The organism is Streptomyces sp. NPDC098789 (genome assembly GCF_044759975.1).
GTDB lineage: Bacteria > Actinomycetota > Actinomycetes > Streptomycetales > Streptomycetaceae > Streptomyces.
In genome coordinates this window covers 230,620-247,169 of sequence record NZ_JBIWAJ010000001.1, presented here as the reverse complement: position 1 = coordinate 247,169, position 16,550 = coordinate 230,620, and the positions used below count along the sequence as shown (strand labels likewise).

At 69.5% G+C, this 16,550-nt stretch carries 12 protein-coding genes; 4 read left to right on the top strand and 8 right to left on the bottom strand.

The window, feature by feature from the left end; all coding sequences use genetic code 11:
* Positions 1-89: 89 nt before the first annotated feature.
* From ACIQWR_RS01340 to ACIQWR_RS01305, 8 genes are all read right to left on the bottom strand, one after another.
* Entirely contained in the window at positions 90-1,019 is a 930-nt protein-coding gene (locus tag ACIQWR_RS01340) for a GNAT family N-acetyltransferase (protein ID WP_404004061.1), read from the bottom strand.
* 142 nt (positions 1,020-1,161) lie between these two features.
* Positions 1,162-2,310, bottom strand: coding sequence for an ABC transporter ATP-binding protein (locus ACIQWR_RS01335; protein ID WP_404004059.1), 1,149 nt, complete (start codon positions 2,308-2,310; stop codon positions 1,162-1,164).
* Positions 2,303-3,358: an ABC transporter ATP-binding protein gene (locus tag ACIQWR_RS01330; protein ID WP_399259904.1), complete on the bottom strand. Its 1,056-nt coding sequence runs from the start codon at positions 3,356-3,358 to the stop codon at positions 2,303-2,305. The genes ACIQWR_RS01335 and ACIQWR_RS01330 overlap by 8 nt, the downstream gene beginning before the upstream one ends.
* A 16-nt stretch (positions 3,359-3,374) precedes the next feature.
* The gene (locus ACIQWR_RS01325) at positions 3,375-4,307 is read right to left on the bottom strand and encodes an ABC transporter permease (protein WP_404004056.1); all 933 of its coding nucleotides are present in this window, start codon (positions 4,305-4,307) and stop codon (positions 3,375-3,377) included.
* 31 nt (positions 4,308-4,338) lie between these two features.
* Entirely contained in the window at positions 4,339-5,262 is a 924-nt protein-coding gene (locus ACIQWR_RS01320; RefSeq protein WP_399259900.1) for an ABC transporter permease, read from the bottom strand.
* Between the two features lie 182 nt (positions 5,263-5,444).
* Positions 5,445-7,088 (bottom strand): ABC transporter substrate-binding protein, encoded by a 1,644-nt coding sequence (locus tag ACIQWR_RS01315; protein ID WP_404004054.1) that lies wholly within the window; start codon positions 7,086-7,088, stop codon positions 5,445-5,447.
* A gap of 416 nt (positions 7,089-7,504) precedes the next feature.
* Positions 7,505-9,403, bottom strand: a complete 1,899-nt coding sequence (gene typA / locus ACIQWR_RS01310; RefSeq protein WP_399259896.1) for a translational GTPase TypA — start codon at positions 9,401-9,403, stop codon at positions 7,505-7,507.
* 317 nt (positions 9,404-9,720) lie between these two features.
* Positions 9,721-12,207, bottom strand: coding sequence for an ABC transporter family substrate-binding protein (locus tag ACIQWR_RS01305; protein ID WP_404004051.1), 2,487 nt, complete (start codon positions 12,205-12,207; stop codon positions 9,721-9,723).
* A gap of 360 nt (positions 12,208-12,567) precedes the next feature.
* Here ACIQWR_RS01305 and ACIQWR_RS01300 point away from each other — a divergent pair, with 360 nt between their 5' ends.
* From ACIQWR_RS01300 to ACIQWR_RS01285, 4 genes are all read left to right on the top strand, one after another.
* Complete coding sequence (locus ACIQWR_RS01300) at positions 12,568-12,789, top strand: hypothetical protein (RefSeq protein ID WP_404004049.1); 222 nt, start codon at positions 12,568-12,570, stop codon at positions 12,787-12,789.
* A 174-nt stretch (positions 12,790-12,963) separates the two neighbouring features.
* Complete coding sequence (locus ACIQWR_RS01295) at positions 12,964-13,785, top strand: hypothetical protein (RefSeq protein ID WP_354379631.1); 822 nt, start codon at positions 12,964-12,966, stop codon at positions 13,783-13,785.
* Position 13,786: 1 nt separating this feature from the next.
* Positions 13,787-15,715 (top strand): fumarate reductase/succinate dehydrogenase flavoprotein subunit, encoded by a 1,929-nt coding sequence (locus ACIQWR_RS01290; RefSeq protein WP_404004047.1) that lies wholly within the window; start codon positions 13,787-13,789, stop codon positions 15,713-15,715.
* A complete protein-coding gene (locus ACIQWR_RS01285) occupies positions 15,712-16,482 on the top strand; it encodes a succinate dehydrogenase/fumarate reductase iron-sulfur subunit (RefSeq protein WP_404004046.1) in 771 nt (256 codons plus the stop codon). The genes ACIQWR_RS01290 and ACIQWR_RS01285 overlap by 4 nt, the downstream gene beginning before the upstream one ends.
* The last annotated feature ends 68 nt before the right edge of the window (positions 16,483-16,550 follow it).

The following is a 16,550-nucleotide window of genomic DNA, read 5'->3' as shown; positions in this document are numbered from 1 at the left end:
GTCACCCGACCGATGTGCCCGCGCACTCCAAGCGCGCCCGATTGGGCACGCCCGGGGGACCTCTGTCACTCCTGCGAGTGGACGGACGGTCAGGGAAGGGGCAGCTCCCAGGTGTCCACCGCGAAGTGCACGCCCATGCCGTGGCGCTCGTACAGGCCCAGCGCCCCGGTCTCGTTCTGCGTGTCGACGCCCAGGCCGAGCGTGGTGCGCCCGCGCGCCGCGTAGACGGCGAAGGCGTGGCGCAGCAGGTGGCCGCCGATCCCGCGGCCGCGCTGGTCGGACCGTACACCGATGTGGCTGACCCAGCCCATGGCCGTGCGGTCGTCCCGCGTCAGCACCACGCCCACGTCCCCCCGCACCGGCAGGCTCGCGATCCACACCAGGGACCAGTCCAGCTCGCGCGCGTCGAGGTAGTCCAGCCAGGCCTCGTACGGGCGCTCCACGTGGCCGAAGTGCGCCGCGAAGGTCTCCTCGATCAGGGCGTGGGCCCGCCGGGGGTCGGCCGGGTCGGCGGCGCAGTCGCGCAGCACCAGGCCGCCCAGGCCGGTGGGCGGCGCCGGCGCCGGGCGCGGGTCAGCGGTGAGGTCGAGGGTCATCACCTGGTAGTGGCGCACGGTGCTCCAGCCGTACCCGGCGATGAGGCCGAGGTCCAGGGTCGGCCGGACGTTGAGCTGGAGCCGCAGCCGGGCACCGGGGGCTCCGGCGGCCATCTCCCGGGCCCGCGCCTCCATCAGCTCCAGCAGCTGCGCGCCCGCGGCCTGCCGGTCGGGCAGGACGTAGTGGTCGCAGTCGATCCGGCCCGGCCCGGAGTCCGCCCAGACGAGGGCGTAGGCGACGAGCCGCCCCTCGTCGAAGGCGAGCCAGGAGTCGGTGGCCAGGTTCACCTCGGGGTGGTTGAGGTCGGCCTCGACCGTGTGCAGATCGGTCTCCGGCCTGCCGATCTCGATCCGGTCGACGGCGTTCAGGAGGGCGCAGATGTCACCGGCGTCACCGGGCCCTGCGGGGCGTACGGTCAGCATCGCTCCACTGTCGAGGGGACGGCGCCACGGACGCAACGGGATTTTCCCCTATCAGGGGGAACGGGATCGGATCCGTGCGGGAACGCGCGAGCGCCCGGCACCGGAATGGATCTTCCGGTACCGGGCGCTCGTCGCACCGGGGTCAGACGGCCAGAACGGCCTTCTCCTCGGCGAAGTGGCACGCGGACTCGTGCGCGGCCAGGGACTCCTGCCCCTTGAAGCGCTCCGGGATCGCGAGGAGCGGCTCCTCCGTGGAGCACTTGTCCTCGGCCTTCCAGCAGCGGGTGCGGAAGCGGCAGCCCGACGGCGGGTTGGCCGGCGAGGGGATCTCGCCCGACAGGATGATCCGGTCCCGGCCCTCGCGGGCGGACGGGTCCGGCACCGGCACGGCGGAGAGCAGTGCCTGCGTGTACGGGTGCGTCGGGTGGTCGTAGATCTGCTTGTCGGTGCCGATCTCCGCCATCTTGCCGAGGTACATCACGCCCACGCGGTCCGAGATGTGCCGGACGATCGAGAGGTCGTGCGCGATGAAGATGTAGGAGAGGTTGAACTCGTCCTGCAGCTTCGCCATCAGGTTGATGACCTGCGCCTGCACCGACACGTCGAGCGCCGAGACGGGCTCGTCGCAGATGATGATCTCCGGGTTGAGCGCGAGGCCGCGGGCGATGCCGATGCGCTGGCGCTGACCGCCGGAGAACTGGTGCGGGTAGCGGTTGATGTACTCCGGGTTCAGGCCCACGACGTCCAGGAGTTCCTGGACCTTGCGGCGCCGGTCGCCCTTGGGAGCCACCTCGGGGTGGATCTCGTACGGCTCGCCGATGATGTCGCCGACCGTCATGCGCGGGTTCAGCGAGGTGTACGGGTCCTGGAACACCATCTGGATGTTGCGGCGGACGACCTTGAGGGCCTTCCCCGACAGCTTGGTGATGTCCGTGCCCTTGTAGAACACCTCGCCGGACGTGGCCGTCTCCAGCAGCATCAGCAGCTTGGCGACGGTCGACTTGCCGCAGCCCGACTCGCCGACGATGCCGAGGGTCTCGCCCTGGTGCAGGTCGAAGGAGATCCCGTCGACCGCGCGGACCGCGCCGATCTGCTTCTTGAAGAGGATGCCCTGGGTCAGCGGGAAGTGCTTGACCAGGTTGCGCACCTGCAGGATCGGCTCACCACGGTCCACGGGGGACGCGATGGCCTCCAGGGCCGCTTCCTCGGACGCGACGTCGACGGTCTCGACCTCGGCCAGGCTCGGGGTGGCATCGTCCACGGCGTTGTCCTTCTTGCTCAGCTCAGCCATGGATCTGCTCCTCCCAGAAGTGGCAGGCGCTGCCGCGGCCGACCAGTTCGACGCCGTCGCGCTCGGTCACCGGCAGCAGGGCCGGGACCTCGGTGCGGCAGATGTCCTGCGCCTTGGGGCAGCGCGGGTTGAAGGCGCAGCCCGTCGGGATCTTGAGCAGGTTGGGCGGCAGCCCCTTGATCGCGTAGAGCTCTTCGCCCTTTTGGTCCAGACGCGGGATCGAGTCCAGCAGACCGCGCGTGTACGGGTGCGCGGGGCGCCCGTACAGCTCGTGGACCGGAGCCTGCTCGACGATGCGGCCCGCGTACATCACGGCGATCTTGTCCGCGACGTCGGCGACGACGCCGAGGTCGTGGGTGATCAGGATCAGACCCATGTTGTACTCGCGCTGCAGGTCCGCCAGCAGGTCCATGACCTGGGCCTGGACCGTCACGTCGAGAGCCGTGGTGGGCTCGTCCGCGATGATCAGGTCCGGCTCCAGGGCGAGCGCCATCGCGATCATGATGCGCTGGCGCATGCCGCCGGAGAACTGGTGCGGGTAGTCGTTGACACGGCTGCGGGCAGCCGGGATCTTCACCCGCTCCATCAGGTCGATGGCCTTGGCCTTGGCGTCCTTCTTCGACATGCCCTGGTGGACGCGGAACATCTCGCCCAGCTGGTTGCCGACGGAGTACACCGGGTTCAGCGCGGAGAGCGCGTCCTGGAAGATCATCGCCATCTTCGGGCCGCGCAGCTTGCGCCGCTCGCTCTCCGGGAGCTTCAGGATGTCCTGGCCCTTGAAGAGGATCTCGCCCTGGGAGACCCGCCCGGGGGGCGAGTCGAGGATGCCCATGATGGCCTGCGCGGTCACGGACTTGCCGGAACCGGACTCGCCGAGAACCGCCAGCGTCTCACCTGAGGAGACGCTGTAGTTCACGCCGTTGACGGCCTTGACCACGCCTTCGCGGGTCTTGAACTCGACGTGCAGGTCGCGCACTTCGAGCACGGGTGCCTCGGCACCCGCTGCCCTCTGGTGGGGCACTTCTGCGGTGACGCTTGAAGTAGTCATAAGTGGTGCCGCCCTTCTAGCGCAGCTTCGGGTCGAGGGCGTCGCGGAGCCCGTCGCCGACGAAAACGAAGCCGAGGACCGTCAGCACGATCGCGATGCTGGGGTACGTCCACAGGTAGTCCTTGACGCCCATGAAGTCCTTGGCACCGGCGAGCATGTTGCCCCACTCGGGAATCTCCGGGCTCACGCCGACGCCCAGGAAGGACAGCGAGGCCTCGGCCACGATGGCTCCGCCGACGCTGAAGGCGGCGTAGGCCATCACGGCGGCGATGGAGTTGGGCAGGATATGCCGGATGATGATCCGCCGGGTGTCCGCGCCGAGGGCGCGCGCGGCCAGCACGTAGTCGGCCTCGCGGACCGACAGGATCGAGCTGCGCAGCAGACGGGCGACCGTCGGCCAGGAGAAGATGGCCAGCGAGATGATCACCGGGGTGACACCACGGCCCATCGCGATGATGATCACGATCGCGCCGATGAGCAGCGGGAAGGCGAAGAACACGTCGGCGATGCGCATCAGGACGGAGTCCGTCGCGCGGCCGAAGTAGCCGGCGACGGCGCCGATGACGATGCCGATCGCACAGGCCAGGAAGATCGACGCGAGACCGACGATGACCGCGATGCGGCTGCCGTAGATGATGCGCGAGAACTGGTCGCGGCCGAGCGCGTCCGTACCGAGGAAGTGCGCACCACCCGGGGCCTGCAGGGTGTTGGTCAGATCCTGCGCGTACGGGTCGTGCGGCGCGATCAGCGGTGCGAACAGCGCGACCGCGAACAGCCCGACGACGAGCGCGAGGCCGACGACGGCCAGCTTGTTGGCGAGGAAGCGGTGGCGGATCTCGCCCCACTGGGTGACGCGGGCGATGGCGGGTTCGGCCTCCGAGGCCTTCGCGCCCCCTGCCACGGCGGTCGCGTCCCCCGCCACCGATGTGCTCTTGGTGAGCTCGGTCATGGGTATGACTCCTAGAACGGGCTGCCTGGGGTCAGGCGAGACGGATGCGGGGGTCGAGGACCGCGTACAAGAGGTCGACGATCAGGTTGAGCAGGACGAACACGGCGACACCGAAGGTCACCACGCCGATGATGATCGGGTTGTTCTGCTGCTGAACCGCCTGCACCAGGGCGAGCCCGATGCCGTCCCAGTTGAAGATCGCCTCGGTGATGAGTGCGCCACCGAGCAGCGAGCCGAAGGAGATACCCAGGTACGTGACGACCGGGATGATCGAGTTCCGCATGACGTGCTTGACGAGCACCGTGCGCCGGGGCAGGCCCTTGGCGACGGCCGTCTTGACGTAGTCGGCCCGCAGGACCTCCAGCATGGTGCCGCGCATGAGCCTCGCCACGAGCGCCGCGTCGAGGATCGCGAGCACGAAGGCCGGCAGGATCATCGACTTGAAGGTGCCGTCCGAGATCAGCGGGACCCATTCCAGCTGGATCACGAAGACCTTCTGGAAGACCATGCCGATCACGAAGGATGGGAAGCCGACGGCCATGGTCGTCAAGAGCGTGATCAGTACGTCCCAGAAGGAGTATCTGAACAGCGCGGCGATCAGGCCGGCGAACAGGCCGATCGCGATGTCCAGGACGATGGCCAGCAGCGCGAGCTCGGCGGTGTTCACGAGCTTCGGCTGGAGCACCTCGGTGACGGGGCGCCGCTGGGTGAAGTCCTCACCGAGGTCGCCCTGCACGAGGTTCTTGACGAAGTTGCCGTACTGGACCGGCAGCGGGTCATTGAGTCCGTAGCGCTCGCGGAGCGCTTCGATGACCGCCGGGTCACGGGCCTTGTCGCCACCGAGCGAACCCACCGGGTCGGACGGAAGTACGAAGAGACAGCCAAAGAGAACAATCGTCGCACCGAAGAGGACGACCACCATCTGTCCGAGCCGCCGGATCACATATCTGCCCACGATGCCTCCTTCACATACTGAGCGTGGGGGTTGGCGGCATCATCCGATCGGGAGATTGGCCGCATCCGGGCGCGGAACGGGAGAGATGAGGGGTGCGCCCGGGACTGAGCGAAGGCCGTGGGGACCGAAGAAGTTACTCCGGCCCCCACAGCCTTCGCCTACCTACTGGTGAAGAAGTACGACTACTTGGCGGTGATTTCCGCGAGGTTCGGGTCCTCGAAGAAGTCCATCGCCATGTTGCTGAACTTGTCCGTGTTCGCGAGACGGTACTGCGAGCGCTTCCAGGTCGGGATCAGCGCCTGGTCGTCCTCGACAGCGATCTTCTCGGCCTCCTTGTAGACCGCGGCGCGAGCGGCCGGGTCCTTGGTGGCGCGAGCCTTGGTGATCAGCTCGTCGAACTTCGGGTTGTTGTAACGACCGCGGTTGTCACCCTGGGCCTTGCCGGTGGCCGGGTCCTCGTTGATCGAACCCGAGTCGAGCAGCGGGAACAGGAAGTTGTCCGGGGTCGGGTAGTCCGCGCCCCAGGCCGAACGCCAGATACCGGCGGTCGCCTTGTCCTGCTGCTGCGCCAGGGCCTCCTTGAACGGCTTGCCGTTCAGCTTGACCTCGAGGCCGAGGACGTCCTTCAGCTGCTGCGCGATGGCCTGGACCCACTCTTCGTGGCCGCCACCGGTGTTGTAGCCGAAGTCCAGGACGGTGCCCGGCTTCAGGCCGCCCTTGGCCGCGAGCTCCTTGGCCTTGGCCGGGTCCTGCTTGATGCAGGAGGTGCAGAGGTTGTTGGTGTACGTGTCCGCGAACGAGGGCGGGAGCACGGACGTGGCGGGCTTCTGCATGCCCTGGAAGACGCCCTTGGCGATGGCCTCGCGGTCGATCGCGTAGGAGATCGCCTTGCGCGCGTCGACGTTGTTCATCGGCGCGTTCTGGTTGAAGACGACCAGGTAGTTGATACCCGAGGTGTCGGCTTCGATCCACTGCTTCTTGGCCGAGTACTTGGCCTTGGCGACCGGCAGCTGCGGCGTGGGCATACGGGCCCAGTCGAAGCTACCCGCCTGGTAGCCCTGGTACTCGAGGGTGGCGGCGTTGGCCGAGTTGAGGATCGAGATCTCAACCTTGGCGAGCTTCGCCTTCTCCAGGCCGTAGTCGTCGTTACGGACCATGGTGATGGACTTGTTGTGCTGCCACGAACCCTCCATCTTGAAGGGGCCGTTGCCGATGGGAGCGTCGTTGTACGCCTTGTTGCTGGCGGCGCCGGCGACCTTCGGAACGGGGCTGAAGACCGTGTGGACGGTCTTCTTGTCGAACTCGAAGTCAGCCGCGGACAGCTCGACCTTCAGCGTGTTGGCGTCCGGAGCGGTCAGACCGGCGAACTTGTCGCTCGTGCCGCCGTTCAGCTCCTTGTAGCCGACGATTCCGTCCATCGGGTACGCGACGTCGGAGGCCGAGGCCTTCGAGACGGTGCGGGTCCAGCCGCGGATGAACGACTCCGCGTCGACCACTTCACCGTTGGAGAACTTGGTGCCGGCCTTGATCTTGAAGGTCCAGGTCTTGCCGTCGTCGCTCGTGGTGAACGACTCGGCCAGAGCCGGCTTCAGCTTGCCGTCCGGCGTCGCGCTGTACAGGCCGGTGAAGAGGTTGTGCGCGACCAGGGCGCCCTCAGACTCCTGCGTGTTGTACGGGTCGATCGCCACCGGCTCGGTGATACCGAGGCGGAAGGTACCGCCAGCGGGACCCGCCGACTTCTTCTCCCCGCCGCCACCACAGGCAGTCGCGGCCAGGGCAATGATTGCCGCGCCCGCGACCCACTTGGCGCTCTGAGCACCACGCATGGGTTTCCTCCTCATGAGTCCACTTGTCACTACAAGACGGGGTACTCGATCGCACGCTGACACCCCTGACAGCGATGACGCGATGAGTTACCCACAGTGTGCTCGTGAGTCGACACTCCCCACAGTGTGTGACCCATTGACCCGAGCTTGGTGCCAACTATTAAGTACGGCCGACCCGTAAACCACACTTAAAGGGTCTCGTTTTGACAACATCACTACAGGTCAGTAGCCCGAAATACGGACAAACTGAGCCTAGACAGACACACGCGAAACGGACGGTTAGTACACCTTCCGGAGTGTGACGCCCGATATACGGACACATGAACGAGACAATCCGCTTGACAAAAGCGAACGACCCCTCCACCACGGAGCCCGTGGGGAAGGGGTCGAGTCACGAAACGTGATGTTCGCGGCAATTACCGCTTGGCGCGCGAAGACGAGCGGCCGCGCTCCTTCTGGTCCAGAACGACCTTGCGGATGCGGACGGCCTCCGGGGTCACCTCGACGCACTCGTCGTCGCGGCAGAACTCCAGGGACTGCTCCAGCGACAGCCTGCGCGGGGGCACCACGTTCTCCGTGTTGTCCGCGGAAGCCGCACGCATGTTCGTGAGCTTCTTCTCCTTGGTGATGTTCACGTCCATGTCGTCGGCGCGCGAGTTCTCGCCGATGATCATGCCCTCGTACACCTCGGTGCCGGGCTCGGTGAACAGGACGCCGCGCTCCTGCAGGTTGATCATCGCGAACGGCGTGACCGACCCGGAGCGGTCCGCGACCAGCGAACCGTTGTTACGGGTCTTCAGCTCGCCGAACCACGGCTCCAGGCCCTCGTGGATCGAGTGGGCGATGCCCGTACCGCGGGTGTTGGTGAGGAACTCCGTACGGAAGCCGATGAGGCCGCGGGACGGGACGACGAACTCCATGCGGACCCAGCCGGAGCCGTGGTTCGACATGTTGTCCATGCGGCCCTTGCGGACGCCCATGAGCTGCGTGACCGCGCCCATGTGCTCCTCGGGGACGTCGATGGTCATGCGCTCGACCGGCTCGTGCACCTTGCCGTCGACGAGCTGCGTGACGACCTGCGGCTTGCCGATGGTCAGCTCGAAGCCCTCGCGGCGCATCTGCTCGACCAGGATGGCCAGCGCCAGCTCACCGCGGCCCTGCACCTCCCAGGCGTCGGGGCGCTCGGTGTCCAGGACGCGCAGCGAGACGTTACCGATCAGCTCGCGGTCCAGACGGTCCTTGACCTGGCGGGCGGTGACCTTGCGGTCCTTGACCGCGGACTTGGCGTCCGCGCCCTTGCCGCTGCCGCCGCGGCCGACCATCGGGGAGGTGTTCGTACCGATGGTCATGGAGATCGCGGGCTCGTCGACCGTGATCAGCGGGAGCGCGATCGGGTTCTCCGTGTCGGCCAGGGTCTCGCCGATCATGATGTCGGGGAAACCGGCCACCGCGCAGATGTCACCCGGGCCCGCCACCTCGGCGGGCTTGCGGGTGAGCGCCTCGGTCATGAGGAGCTCGGTGATGCGGACGTTGGACTGCGAACCGTCGCGCTTGATCCAGGTGACGGTCTGGCCCTTGCGCAGCTCGCCCTGCTCGACGCGGACGAGCGCGATGCGGCCGAGGAAGTTGTCGGCGTCCAGGTTGGTGACGTGGGCCTGGAGCGGAGCGGCCTCGTCGTACTCGGGAGCCGGCACGTGGGCCAGGATCGTCGAGAAGAACGGCTCCAGGTTCTCGCTGTCGGCCGGGACGGTGCCGTCCTCCGGCTTGGTCAGCGAGGCGACGCCGTCACGGGCGCAGGCGTAGACGATCGGGAATTCGATCTGCTCTTCGTCCGCGTCCAGGTCGAGGAAGAGGTCGTACGTCTCGTTGACGACCTCGTCGATCCGCGAGTCGGGGCGGTCGGTCTTGTTGATGCAGAGGATGACGGGCATCTTCGCCTGCAGCGCCTTGCGGAGCACGAAGCGCGTCTGCGGCAGCGGGCCCTCGGAGGCGTCGACGAGCAGGACGACGGCGTCGACCATGGACAGGCCGCGCTCGACCTCACCACCGAAGTCGGCGTGACCCGGGGTGTCGATGATGTTGATCGTGATCGGCGCGCCACCCTCCTTCGGGTGGTACTTGACCGCGGTGTTCTTCGCGAGAATGGTGATGCCCTTCTCGCGCTCCAGGTCGTTCGAGTCCATCATGCGGTCGTCGAGGTGCTGGTGGGCGGCGAAGGCACCTGCCTGCTTCAGCATGGCGTCGACGAGGGTCGTCTTGCCATGGTCGACGTGGGCGACGATGGCTACATTACGAATGTCGTGGCGCGTGGTCATACTGGCGGCGCTTCTCCCGGAATCGTGGATGGCGTCGCGTACGGTCCGGCACGCGCGCCCGCCGGGCGGAAAAACCTGCCACGGCCTTACCCCATCGTACGTTGCGTGGCGGGAACCGCACGCCGGGGGGTCTGTCAAGAGGCCGGAGGGCTGACCGCGACGAGGTCGCGGATGGTGCTGGGCCGGGGTTGGGGTGGGGGGTCCCGGCCGGTGTTCCTGCGGGTCAATGGCTACGTACGACCTTGCCCGCCGAGGTGAGCGGCGGGCAAGGGACTTGAGTCACTTCTGAGCTTGTTCACCCGTCCTTGGGTGTCAGGTCAGCTCTTCTTCGCGGCCTTTTCCTTCGCGGACCTCGCCGCGCCGGCGGGCTTGACCCAGCCGATGTCCTGGAAGCGGGGCACCCCCAGGCCGAAGGCGCCCGCGTTGACCAGGCCGGGCTTGGCCGCCACCAGCTCGGGGCGCTGGAAGAGCGGGATGGAGCCGGCCGCGGCCCAGATCCGGGCGTCCGCCTTGCGCACCAGGTCGCGGGACTGCTCCTCGTCCAGCTCGCCGAGCGCCTGGTCGAAGAGCTGGTCGATCCGGTCGGTGCCGACGCGGGTGTAGTTCTGCTCCACGAGCAGCGAGCCGTCGGCGGCGGGCGCGGGCTTGGCGAAGATCGGTCGGGCGTCGGTGGCCGGGAAGGCGGTCGCGGGCCACGAGTACAGGGCCAGGTCGTACTGGCCCGAGGCGATGTGGTCCTTGAAGAAGCTGTCGTCGGCGACCTTGATCAGCTCGGTGCTGACGCCGATCTTCTGGAGCATCTGGGAGATCCGCTCGCCGACCGTGCGCAGCGCCTCGGAACCGGGACCCGAGGGGAGCACGAAGCGCAGCGCGAGCGGCTTGCCGTCCTTGGCCAGCATCGCGCCGGAGGTGCGGACGGCGTGCTTGGCGGGCGCGGGCGCCGGGCTGGCCTTGGCCGCGCCCTGCTCCTCGGCCGGGGCCGCCTCGGCGTCCAGGGACGGGTTGCGCTTGCCGTCGTCGACCGCGGCGGCCTGGGCGAGGAGCGCGGCCTCCTGCTGCTCGGCGAGCGGTACGGCCGCCAGCACCGGGGAGGGCTGGTGCGCTCCGGAGGCGAAGCGGTCGGCGTCGACGACCTCCCCGTCGGGGGCGTAGCGGCCGTCGCCCTCGGGGAGCCCGCCGGCCTGCGGCTCGACCGGGCCCTCGGGCCGGCGGACGGCTTCGTCCTCCTGGCGGGCCGGTCGGTCGCCGGGGCGCAGGCCCGGGAGGGGGGCCGGGCGCAGCGGCGGGTTCAGGGCCGCGGGCGGGCGGGCGCCGTTGCGGTCGTCCTGGCCCACGATGTACAGGCCGTCGTTGCCGGTGCCGTCCCCGTCAGCGGGGGCGCCGGGGGCGCGGCGGCCGAGGGTCTTCCCGTCGTCCTTCTTCTCGCTCTCGGAGCCGGCCTTGGCGCCGGCGGGGTCGGAGAGCTTCCCGCCCTTGCGCCAGCCCGCGTCGGCGAGGAGGGCCTGGGCGGCCTGGGTGTCCTGGCCGCCGAGCGCGTCGCTGTTGTCGGCGTACGCGCGCTGCCCGGCCAGGGCCACGTGGCTGCCGACCGGCTTCGAGGGCAGGCCGAGGGGCTTCAGCACGATGTCGGTGAGGCCCTGACGGTCCAGCGCCCGGGCCACCGCCCGGCGCACCCGCTCGTCGGCCAGCGGTCCGGAGGCACCGTTGAGCGCGAGCTGGGTGTAGGCGGGCTCCAGGGACTTGCGCACGGTGAAGGAGCGCAGGGCCTTCTGCTGGGCGGCGTAGGCGGCGGCGGCCTCGGCGTTCTTCTTGCGGCTCTCCTGCTCGTCCCTGGCCTTGCCCTCGTCGGCGCCGAAGGCGACCGCCCAGGAGAGCGTGGCCTGGGCGGCGGTCACCGCGGCGCCGGGGCCGTGGGCGGGGGCGCCCTGGTGGGCTGCGTCCCGGTGGGCGAGCGCGATGCGCTCCGCGCCGCCGCGGTCGATCTCGGCCAGGTCCAGCTTCCCGGCGGCGAGCGCGGCGGCGCGCTCGGCGCGCGGGACGGCGGTCAGCACGAGGGAGTCGAGCTTGGCGGGGCGGCCCCACCAGCGCGGGTTGCGCGAGAGCGCCGCGGTGCCGGTCTTCTTGTCGATGGCGCCGAGGTTGAAGGGGCCCGCCGTCACCTTGAGGGTGCCGCGCGCGCCCTCGTTGAAGGCTTCGGGGCTGCCGGTGACCTGCTTGGGGTAGAGCGGGCTGAACAGGGAGCGCCAGTCGGTGTAGGGCTTGGCGAAGGTGACCTTGACTTCCAGGTCGTTGGCGCCGCGCTCGATCTTCTCGATCCGGTCGTAGCCCGCGTTGCGGGCCGTCCAGTACGCCGAGTCCTTGCCGTTCAGGGCCCGCCACTGCGCGACGAAGTCGGGTGCGCCGACCTCGCGGCCGTCGCTCCACACCGCCTGCTGGTTGAGCTTGTAGAGCACGACCTGCTTGGGCTCGCGCTCGATGACCTCGGCCTTCTCCAGGAAATCGGGGTTGGCGGCGGGCCGTCCCTTGGCGTCCATGACGAAGAGCTGCGGCAGGACGGCTCCGGCGATCCGCCCGGTGGTGGCGTCGGCGTCCGCCTGGAAGGCGTTGAGGGTCTCGGGCAGCGCGTCGACGGCCCAGCGCACCGACCCGCCGTCCGCGACCAGGTCGCGGGTGGTGGACGAGATGTCCTGACCGGCGGCGGCCGGGCCGCCCTCGTCTTCGCCGCCGCCGCAGCCCGTCAGCAGCGGCAGTGCGAGGACTCCCGAGGTCAGCAGCGCCAAGGACCTGCGCCTTCTCTGGGACATGGGTGGTACCTCCGGAGCGGGGCCGAGCGGGGCGGGACTCGGTGGGGTGGCTTGATCACGTTTGGCGGTATATGGAGCTGATCACACTGGTGATGAACCCACTGAAATCGACCGCCTCGCGCACCCTCCGCAGCCGACCCGCGCCACGCCGCGAACCCCACCCGTGCGGACCAATCCCGGGCACGCGGCGGGCGGGCACTGGCCCGTTCGGGGGATCCGGGGCGGCGGACCGGGGGCGCACGGTTCCGGCCTGCGCGCCCGCAATACCGTCACGTCCCTTCACAACCGGCGCCCTCAGGCGCGACACTCGCAGGCGCACATGAGCGTTGCCACCGCAACCTGCGGAAGTGAGGGCAAGTCATGTCCCTGCAGGACGATTTGACCGCCGTACGACGCAATCTGAACGAGCTGGTCCGCTCGGTCGAGCGACTGGAGCGGGACGTCGCGCGCCAGGCGCCCGCGACCGCGGGACCCCCGGGCGGGGAGGAGACGGTCTTCGTCCCGGACACCCCGTACGACAGCACGCTGTGGACGGATTCCGACGACGAGGGCCTCGGCGCCCGCGACCGCCGGGCGCCCTGAGCCGTACGGCACCGCACGCGCACGGCCCGCACCGCACGCCACGCAGCACACGGAGCACGGAGCACGACACACGGCACGCGACGGCCGGTTTCGCCCGGCACTCCCCATCAGGCCCCGCCGCCACCCGACGGCCGGGTCTCCTGGGCCACCCCTCCACTCCTCCCGGAGTCCCCTTTGGCCACAGGCACGGAACCACCCCGACCCCTGACCGGCGTGCACGGCGCCTCCCGCGCCGCGATCGCCGCCCGGCACCTGCGCACCGACCGGTGGTGGCTGGCCCCCGCCGGCACCGCGGCCGGGTTGCTCGCCTTCATCGTCTATTCGACCTGGCGGGCCTTCTCCAACGCCGACTACTACGCGGCCCCCTACGTCTCGCCCTTCTACTCCCCGTGCCTCGCGGAGAACTGCCGGGAGATGCGCGACGGGCCCAACTGGGACCTCTTCGGCAGCTGGTGGGGCCTGTCCCCCGCGCTGCTGGTGCTGGTCTTCCCGCTCGGCTTCCGGCTCACCTGCTACTACTACCGCAAGGCCTACTACCGGGGTTTTTGGGCCTCGCCCCCGGCCTGCGCGGTCGCCGAGCCGCACGCGAAGTACTCGGGGGAGACCCGCTTCCCGCTGGTCTTCCAGAACATGCACCGCTACTTCTTCTACGCGGCGCTGCCGGTCGCGGGCATCCTGACCTACGACACCGTGCTGACCTTCCGCGACGCGCACTACGCCTGGGGCCACATGGGCCTCGGCTCGCTGCTGTTCCTCGTCAACATCGCGCTGATCTGGGCCTACACGCTGTCCTGCCACTCCTGCCGGCACATCATGGGCGGCAAGCTCAAGCACTTCTCCAAGCACCCGGTGCGCTACCGGCTGTGGGGGTGGGTGAGCAGGCTCAACTCCCGTCACATGCAGCTGGCCTGGGCCTCCCTGATCAGCGTCGCGCTCTGCGACTTCTACGTGTACCTGCTGGCCAGCGGTGCGCTCGACGACCCGAGGATCTTCTGACATGGCTCAAGTCGACCGGCAGCAGTGGGACGTGGTCGTGGTCGGCGCGGGCGGCGCCGGGCTGCGGGCCGCGATCGAGGCCCGCGAGCGGGGCGCCCGTACCGCCGTGATCTGCAAGTCCCTCTTCGGCAAGGCCCACACCGTGATGGCCGAGGGCGGCATCGCCGCCTCCATGGGCAACGTCAACGAGGGCGACAACTGGCAGGTGCACTTCCGCGACACGATGCGCGGCGGGAAGTTCCTGAACCAGTGGCGGATGGCGGAGCTGCACGCCAAGGAGGCCCCCGACCGGGTCTGGGAGCTGGAGACCTGGGGGGCGCTCTTCGACCGGACGCCCGACGGGCGGATCTCCCAGCGCAACTTCGGCGGCCACGAGTACCCGCGCCTCGCGCACGTGGGCGACCGGACCGGACTGGAGCTCATCCGGACCCTCCAGCAGAAGATCGTCCAGCTCCAGCAGGAGGACTTCAAGGAGTACGGGGACCACGAGGCCCGGCTCAAGGTCTTCCAGGAGTGCACCGTCACCCGCGTCCTGAAGGACCACGGTCGGGGCGACGGCGGGCGGGTCGCCGGGGTCTTCTGCTACGAGCGCGAGTCCGGCCGCTTCTTCGTCCTGGAGGCACCCGCGGTGGTGCTGGCCACGGGCGGGATCGGGAAGTCCTTCAAGACCACCTCGAACTCCTGGGAGTACACCGGCGACGGCCACGCGCTGGCCCTGCTGGCCGGGGCGCCGCTGCTGAACATGGAGTTCGTGCAGTTCCACCCGACCGGCATGGTCTGGCCGCCCTCGGTCAAGGGCATCCTCGTCACCGAATCGGTGCGCGGTGACGGCGGGGTGCTGCGCAACAGCGAGGGCAAGCGGTTCATGTTCGACTACGTCCCGGACGTCTTCAAGGAGAAGTACGCCGAGTCGGAGGCGGAGGGCGACCGCTGGTACGAGGACCCGGACCACAACCGGCGCCCGCCCGAGCTGCTCCCCCGCGACGAGGTCGCCCGCGCGATCAACTCCGAGGTGAAGGCGGGCCGCGGCTCCCCGCACGGCGGGGTCTTCCTGGACGTGTCCACCCGGATGCCCGCCGAGCGGATCCGGCGGCGACTGCCGTCGATGTACCACCAGTTCAAGGAGCTGGCGGACGTGGACATCACGGCGGAGCCGATGGAGGTCGGCCCGACCTGCCACTACGTGATGGGCGGGATCGCGGTCGACTCGGAGACGGCGGCGACCCTCGGGGTGCCCGGGCTCTTCGCGGCGGGCGAGGTCGCGGGCGGGATGCACGGTTCGAACCGGCTGGGCGGGAACTCCCTGTCCGACCTGCTGGTCTTCGGCCGTAGGGCGGGACTGCACGCGGCCGAGCACGCCGCGGGTCTGGCCGCCGCCCCGCCGGTCGCCCCGCAGCGGGAGGTCGACGCGGCGGCCGAGGAGGCGCTGGCCCCCTTCCACGCCGAGGACGGCGCGGAGAACCCGTACACCCTCCACCAGGAGCTCCAGCAGGCGATGAACGACCTGGTCGGCATCATCCGGCGCGCGGGCGAGATGGCCGAGGCGCTGGAGCGGCTGGCGGGACTGCGCGCACGGGCCGCCCGCGCCGGGGTGGAGGGGCACCGCCAGTTCAACCCGGGCTGGCACCTGGCCCTGGACCTGCGCAACATGCTGCTGGTCAGCGAGTGCGTGGCCCGGGCCGCCCTGGAGCGCACCGAGAGCCGCGGCGGCCACACCCGGGAGGACTACCCGGCCATGGAACGGGCCTGGCGCCCGGTGAACCTGCTCTGCCGACCGGTGCCAGTGGACCCGGCGGACCCCGCCGGCCCGGCGGCCGACCGGATCGCCCTGGAACACACCCGGACCGAGCCCGTCCGCCCGGACCTGCTCGCGCTCTTCGAGAAGGAAGAGCTGGTCAAGTACCTCGCCGAAGAGGAGCTCTACGAGTGAGTAGCTACGACGCCGCGTTCCGGATCTGGCGGGGCGACGCCGAGGGCGGTGAACTGCGGGACTTCACCGTCGAGGTGAACGAGGGCGAGGTGGTCCTCGACATCGTCCACCGGCTCCAGGCCACCCAGGCCGGCGACCTCGCGGTCCGGTGGAACTGCAAGGCGGGCAAGTGCGGATCGTGCAGCGCGGAGGTCAACGGGCGGCCGCGGCTGATGTGCATGACCCGCATGTCGACCTTCTCCCCCGAGGAGACGATCACGGTCACCCCGCTGCGGGCGTTCCCGGTGGTCCGGGACCTGGTGACGGACGTGTCCTTCAACTACGCGAAGGCGCGGGAGGTCCCGGCCTTCGTACCGCCCGAGGGGGTGGCGCCGGGCGAGTACCGGATGCAGCAGGTGGACGTGGAGCGCTCGCAGGAGTTCCGCAAGTGCATCGAGTGCTTCCTGTGCCAGGACACCTGTCACGTGGTGCGCGACCACGAGGAGAACAAGGCCGCCTTCGCGGGGCCGCGGTTCCTGATGCGGGTGGCGGAGCTGGACATGCACCCGCTGGACGCGGCCGCCGAGCAGGGCCTGGACCGCAAACGGACGGCCCAGGAGGAGCACGGGCTGGGCTACTGCAACATCACCAAGTGCTGTTCGGAGGTCTGCCCCGAGGGCATCAAGATCACCGACAACGCACTGATCCCGCTGAAGGAGCGGGCGGTCGACCGCAAGTACGACCCGTTGGTCTGGCTGGGCTCGAAGATCGGCCGCCGCAAGGACTGACCTCGGGGGCGGGTGCTCGGGGTGCGGGGGCGCTCGGGGTCCGGGGGGGGTGCTCGGGGTGCGGGGGC

Bases quoted from the DNA above. Each gene is read 5' to 3' on its own strand.
- ACIQWR_RS01340 (WP_404004061.1), bottom strand. From the start codon at position 1,019: ATGCTGACCGTACGCCCCGCAGGGCCCGGTGACGCCGGTGACATCTGC.
- ACIQWR_RS01335 (WP_404004059.1), bottom strand. From the start codon at position 2,310: ATGGCTGAGCTGAGCAAGAAGGACAACGCCGTGGACGATGCCACCCCG.
- ACIQWR_RS01330 (WP_399259904.1), bottom strand. From the start codon at position 3,358: ATGACTACTTCAAGCGTCACCGCAGAAGTGCCCCACCAGAGGGCAGCG.
- ACIQWR_RS01325 (WP_404004056.1), bottom strand. From the start codon at position 4,307: ATGACCGAGCTCACCAAGAGCACATCGGTGGCGGGGGACGCGACCGCC.
- ACIQWR_RS01315 (WP_404004054.1), bottom strand. From the start codon at position 7,088: ATGCGTGGTGCTCAGAGCGCCAAGTGGGTCGCGGGCGCGGCAATCATT.
- typA (WP_399259896.1), bottom strand. From the start codon at position 9,403: ATGACCACGCGCCACGACATTCGTAATGTAGCCATCGTCGCCCACGTC.
- ACIQWR_RS01305 (WP_404004051.1), bottom strand. From the start codon at position 12,207: ATGTCCCAGAGAAGGCGCAGGTCCTTGGCGCTGCTGACCTCGGGAGTC.
- ACIQWR_RS01300 (WP_404004049.1), top strand. From the start codon at position 12,568: ATGTCCCTGCAGGACGATTTGACCGCCGTACGACGCAATCTGAACGAG.
- ACIQWR_RS01290 (WP_404004047.1), top strand. From the start codon at position 13,787: ATGGCTCAAGTCGACCGGCAGCAGTGGGACGTGGTCGTGGTCGGCGCG.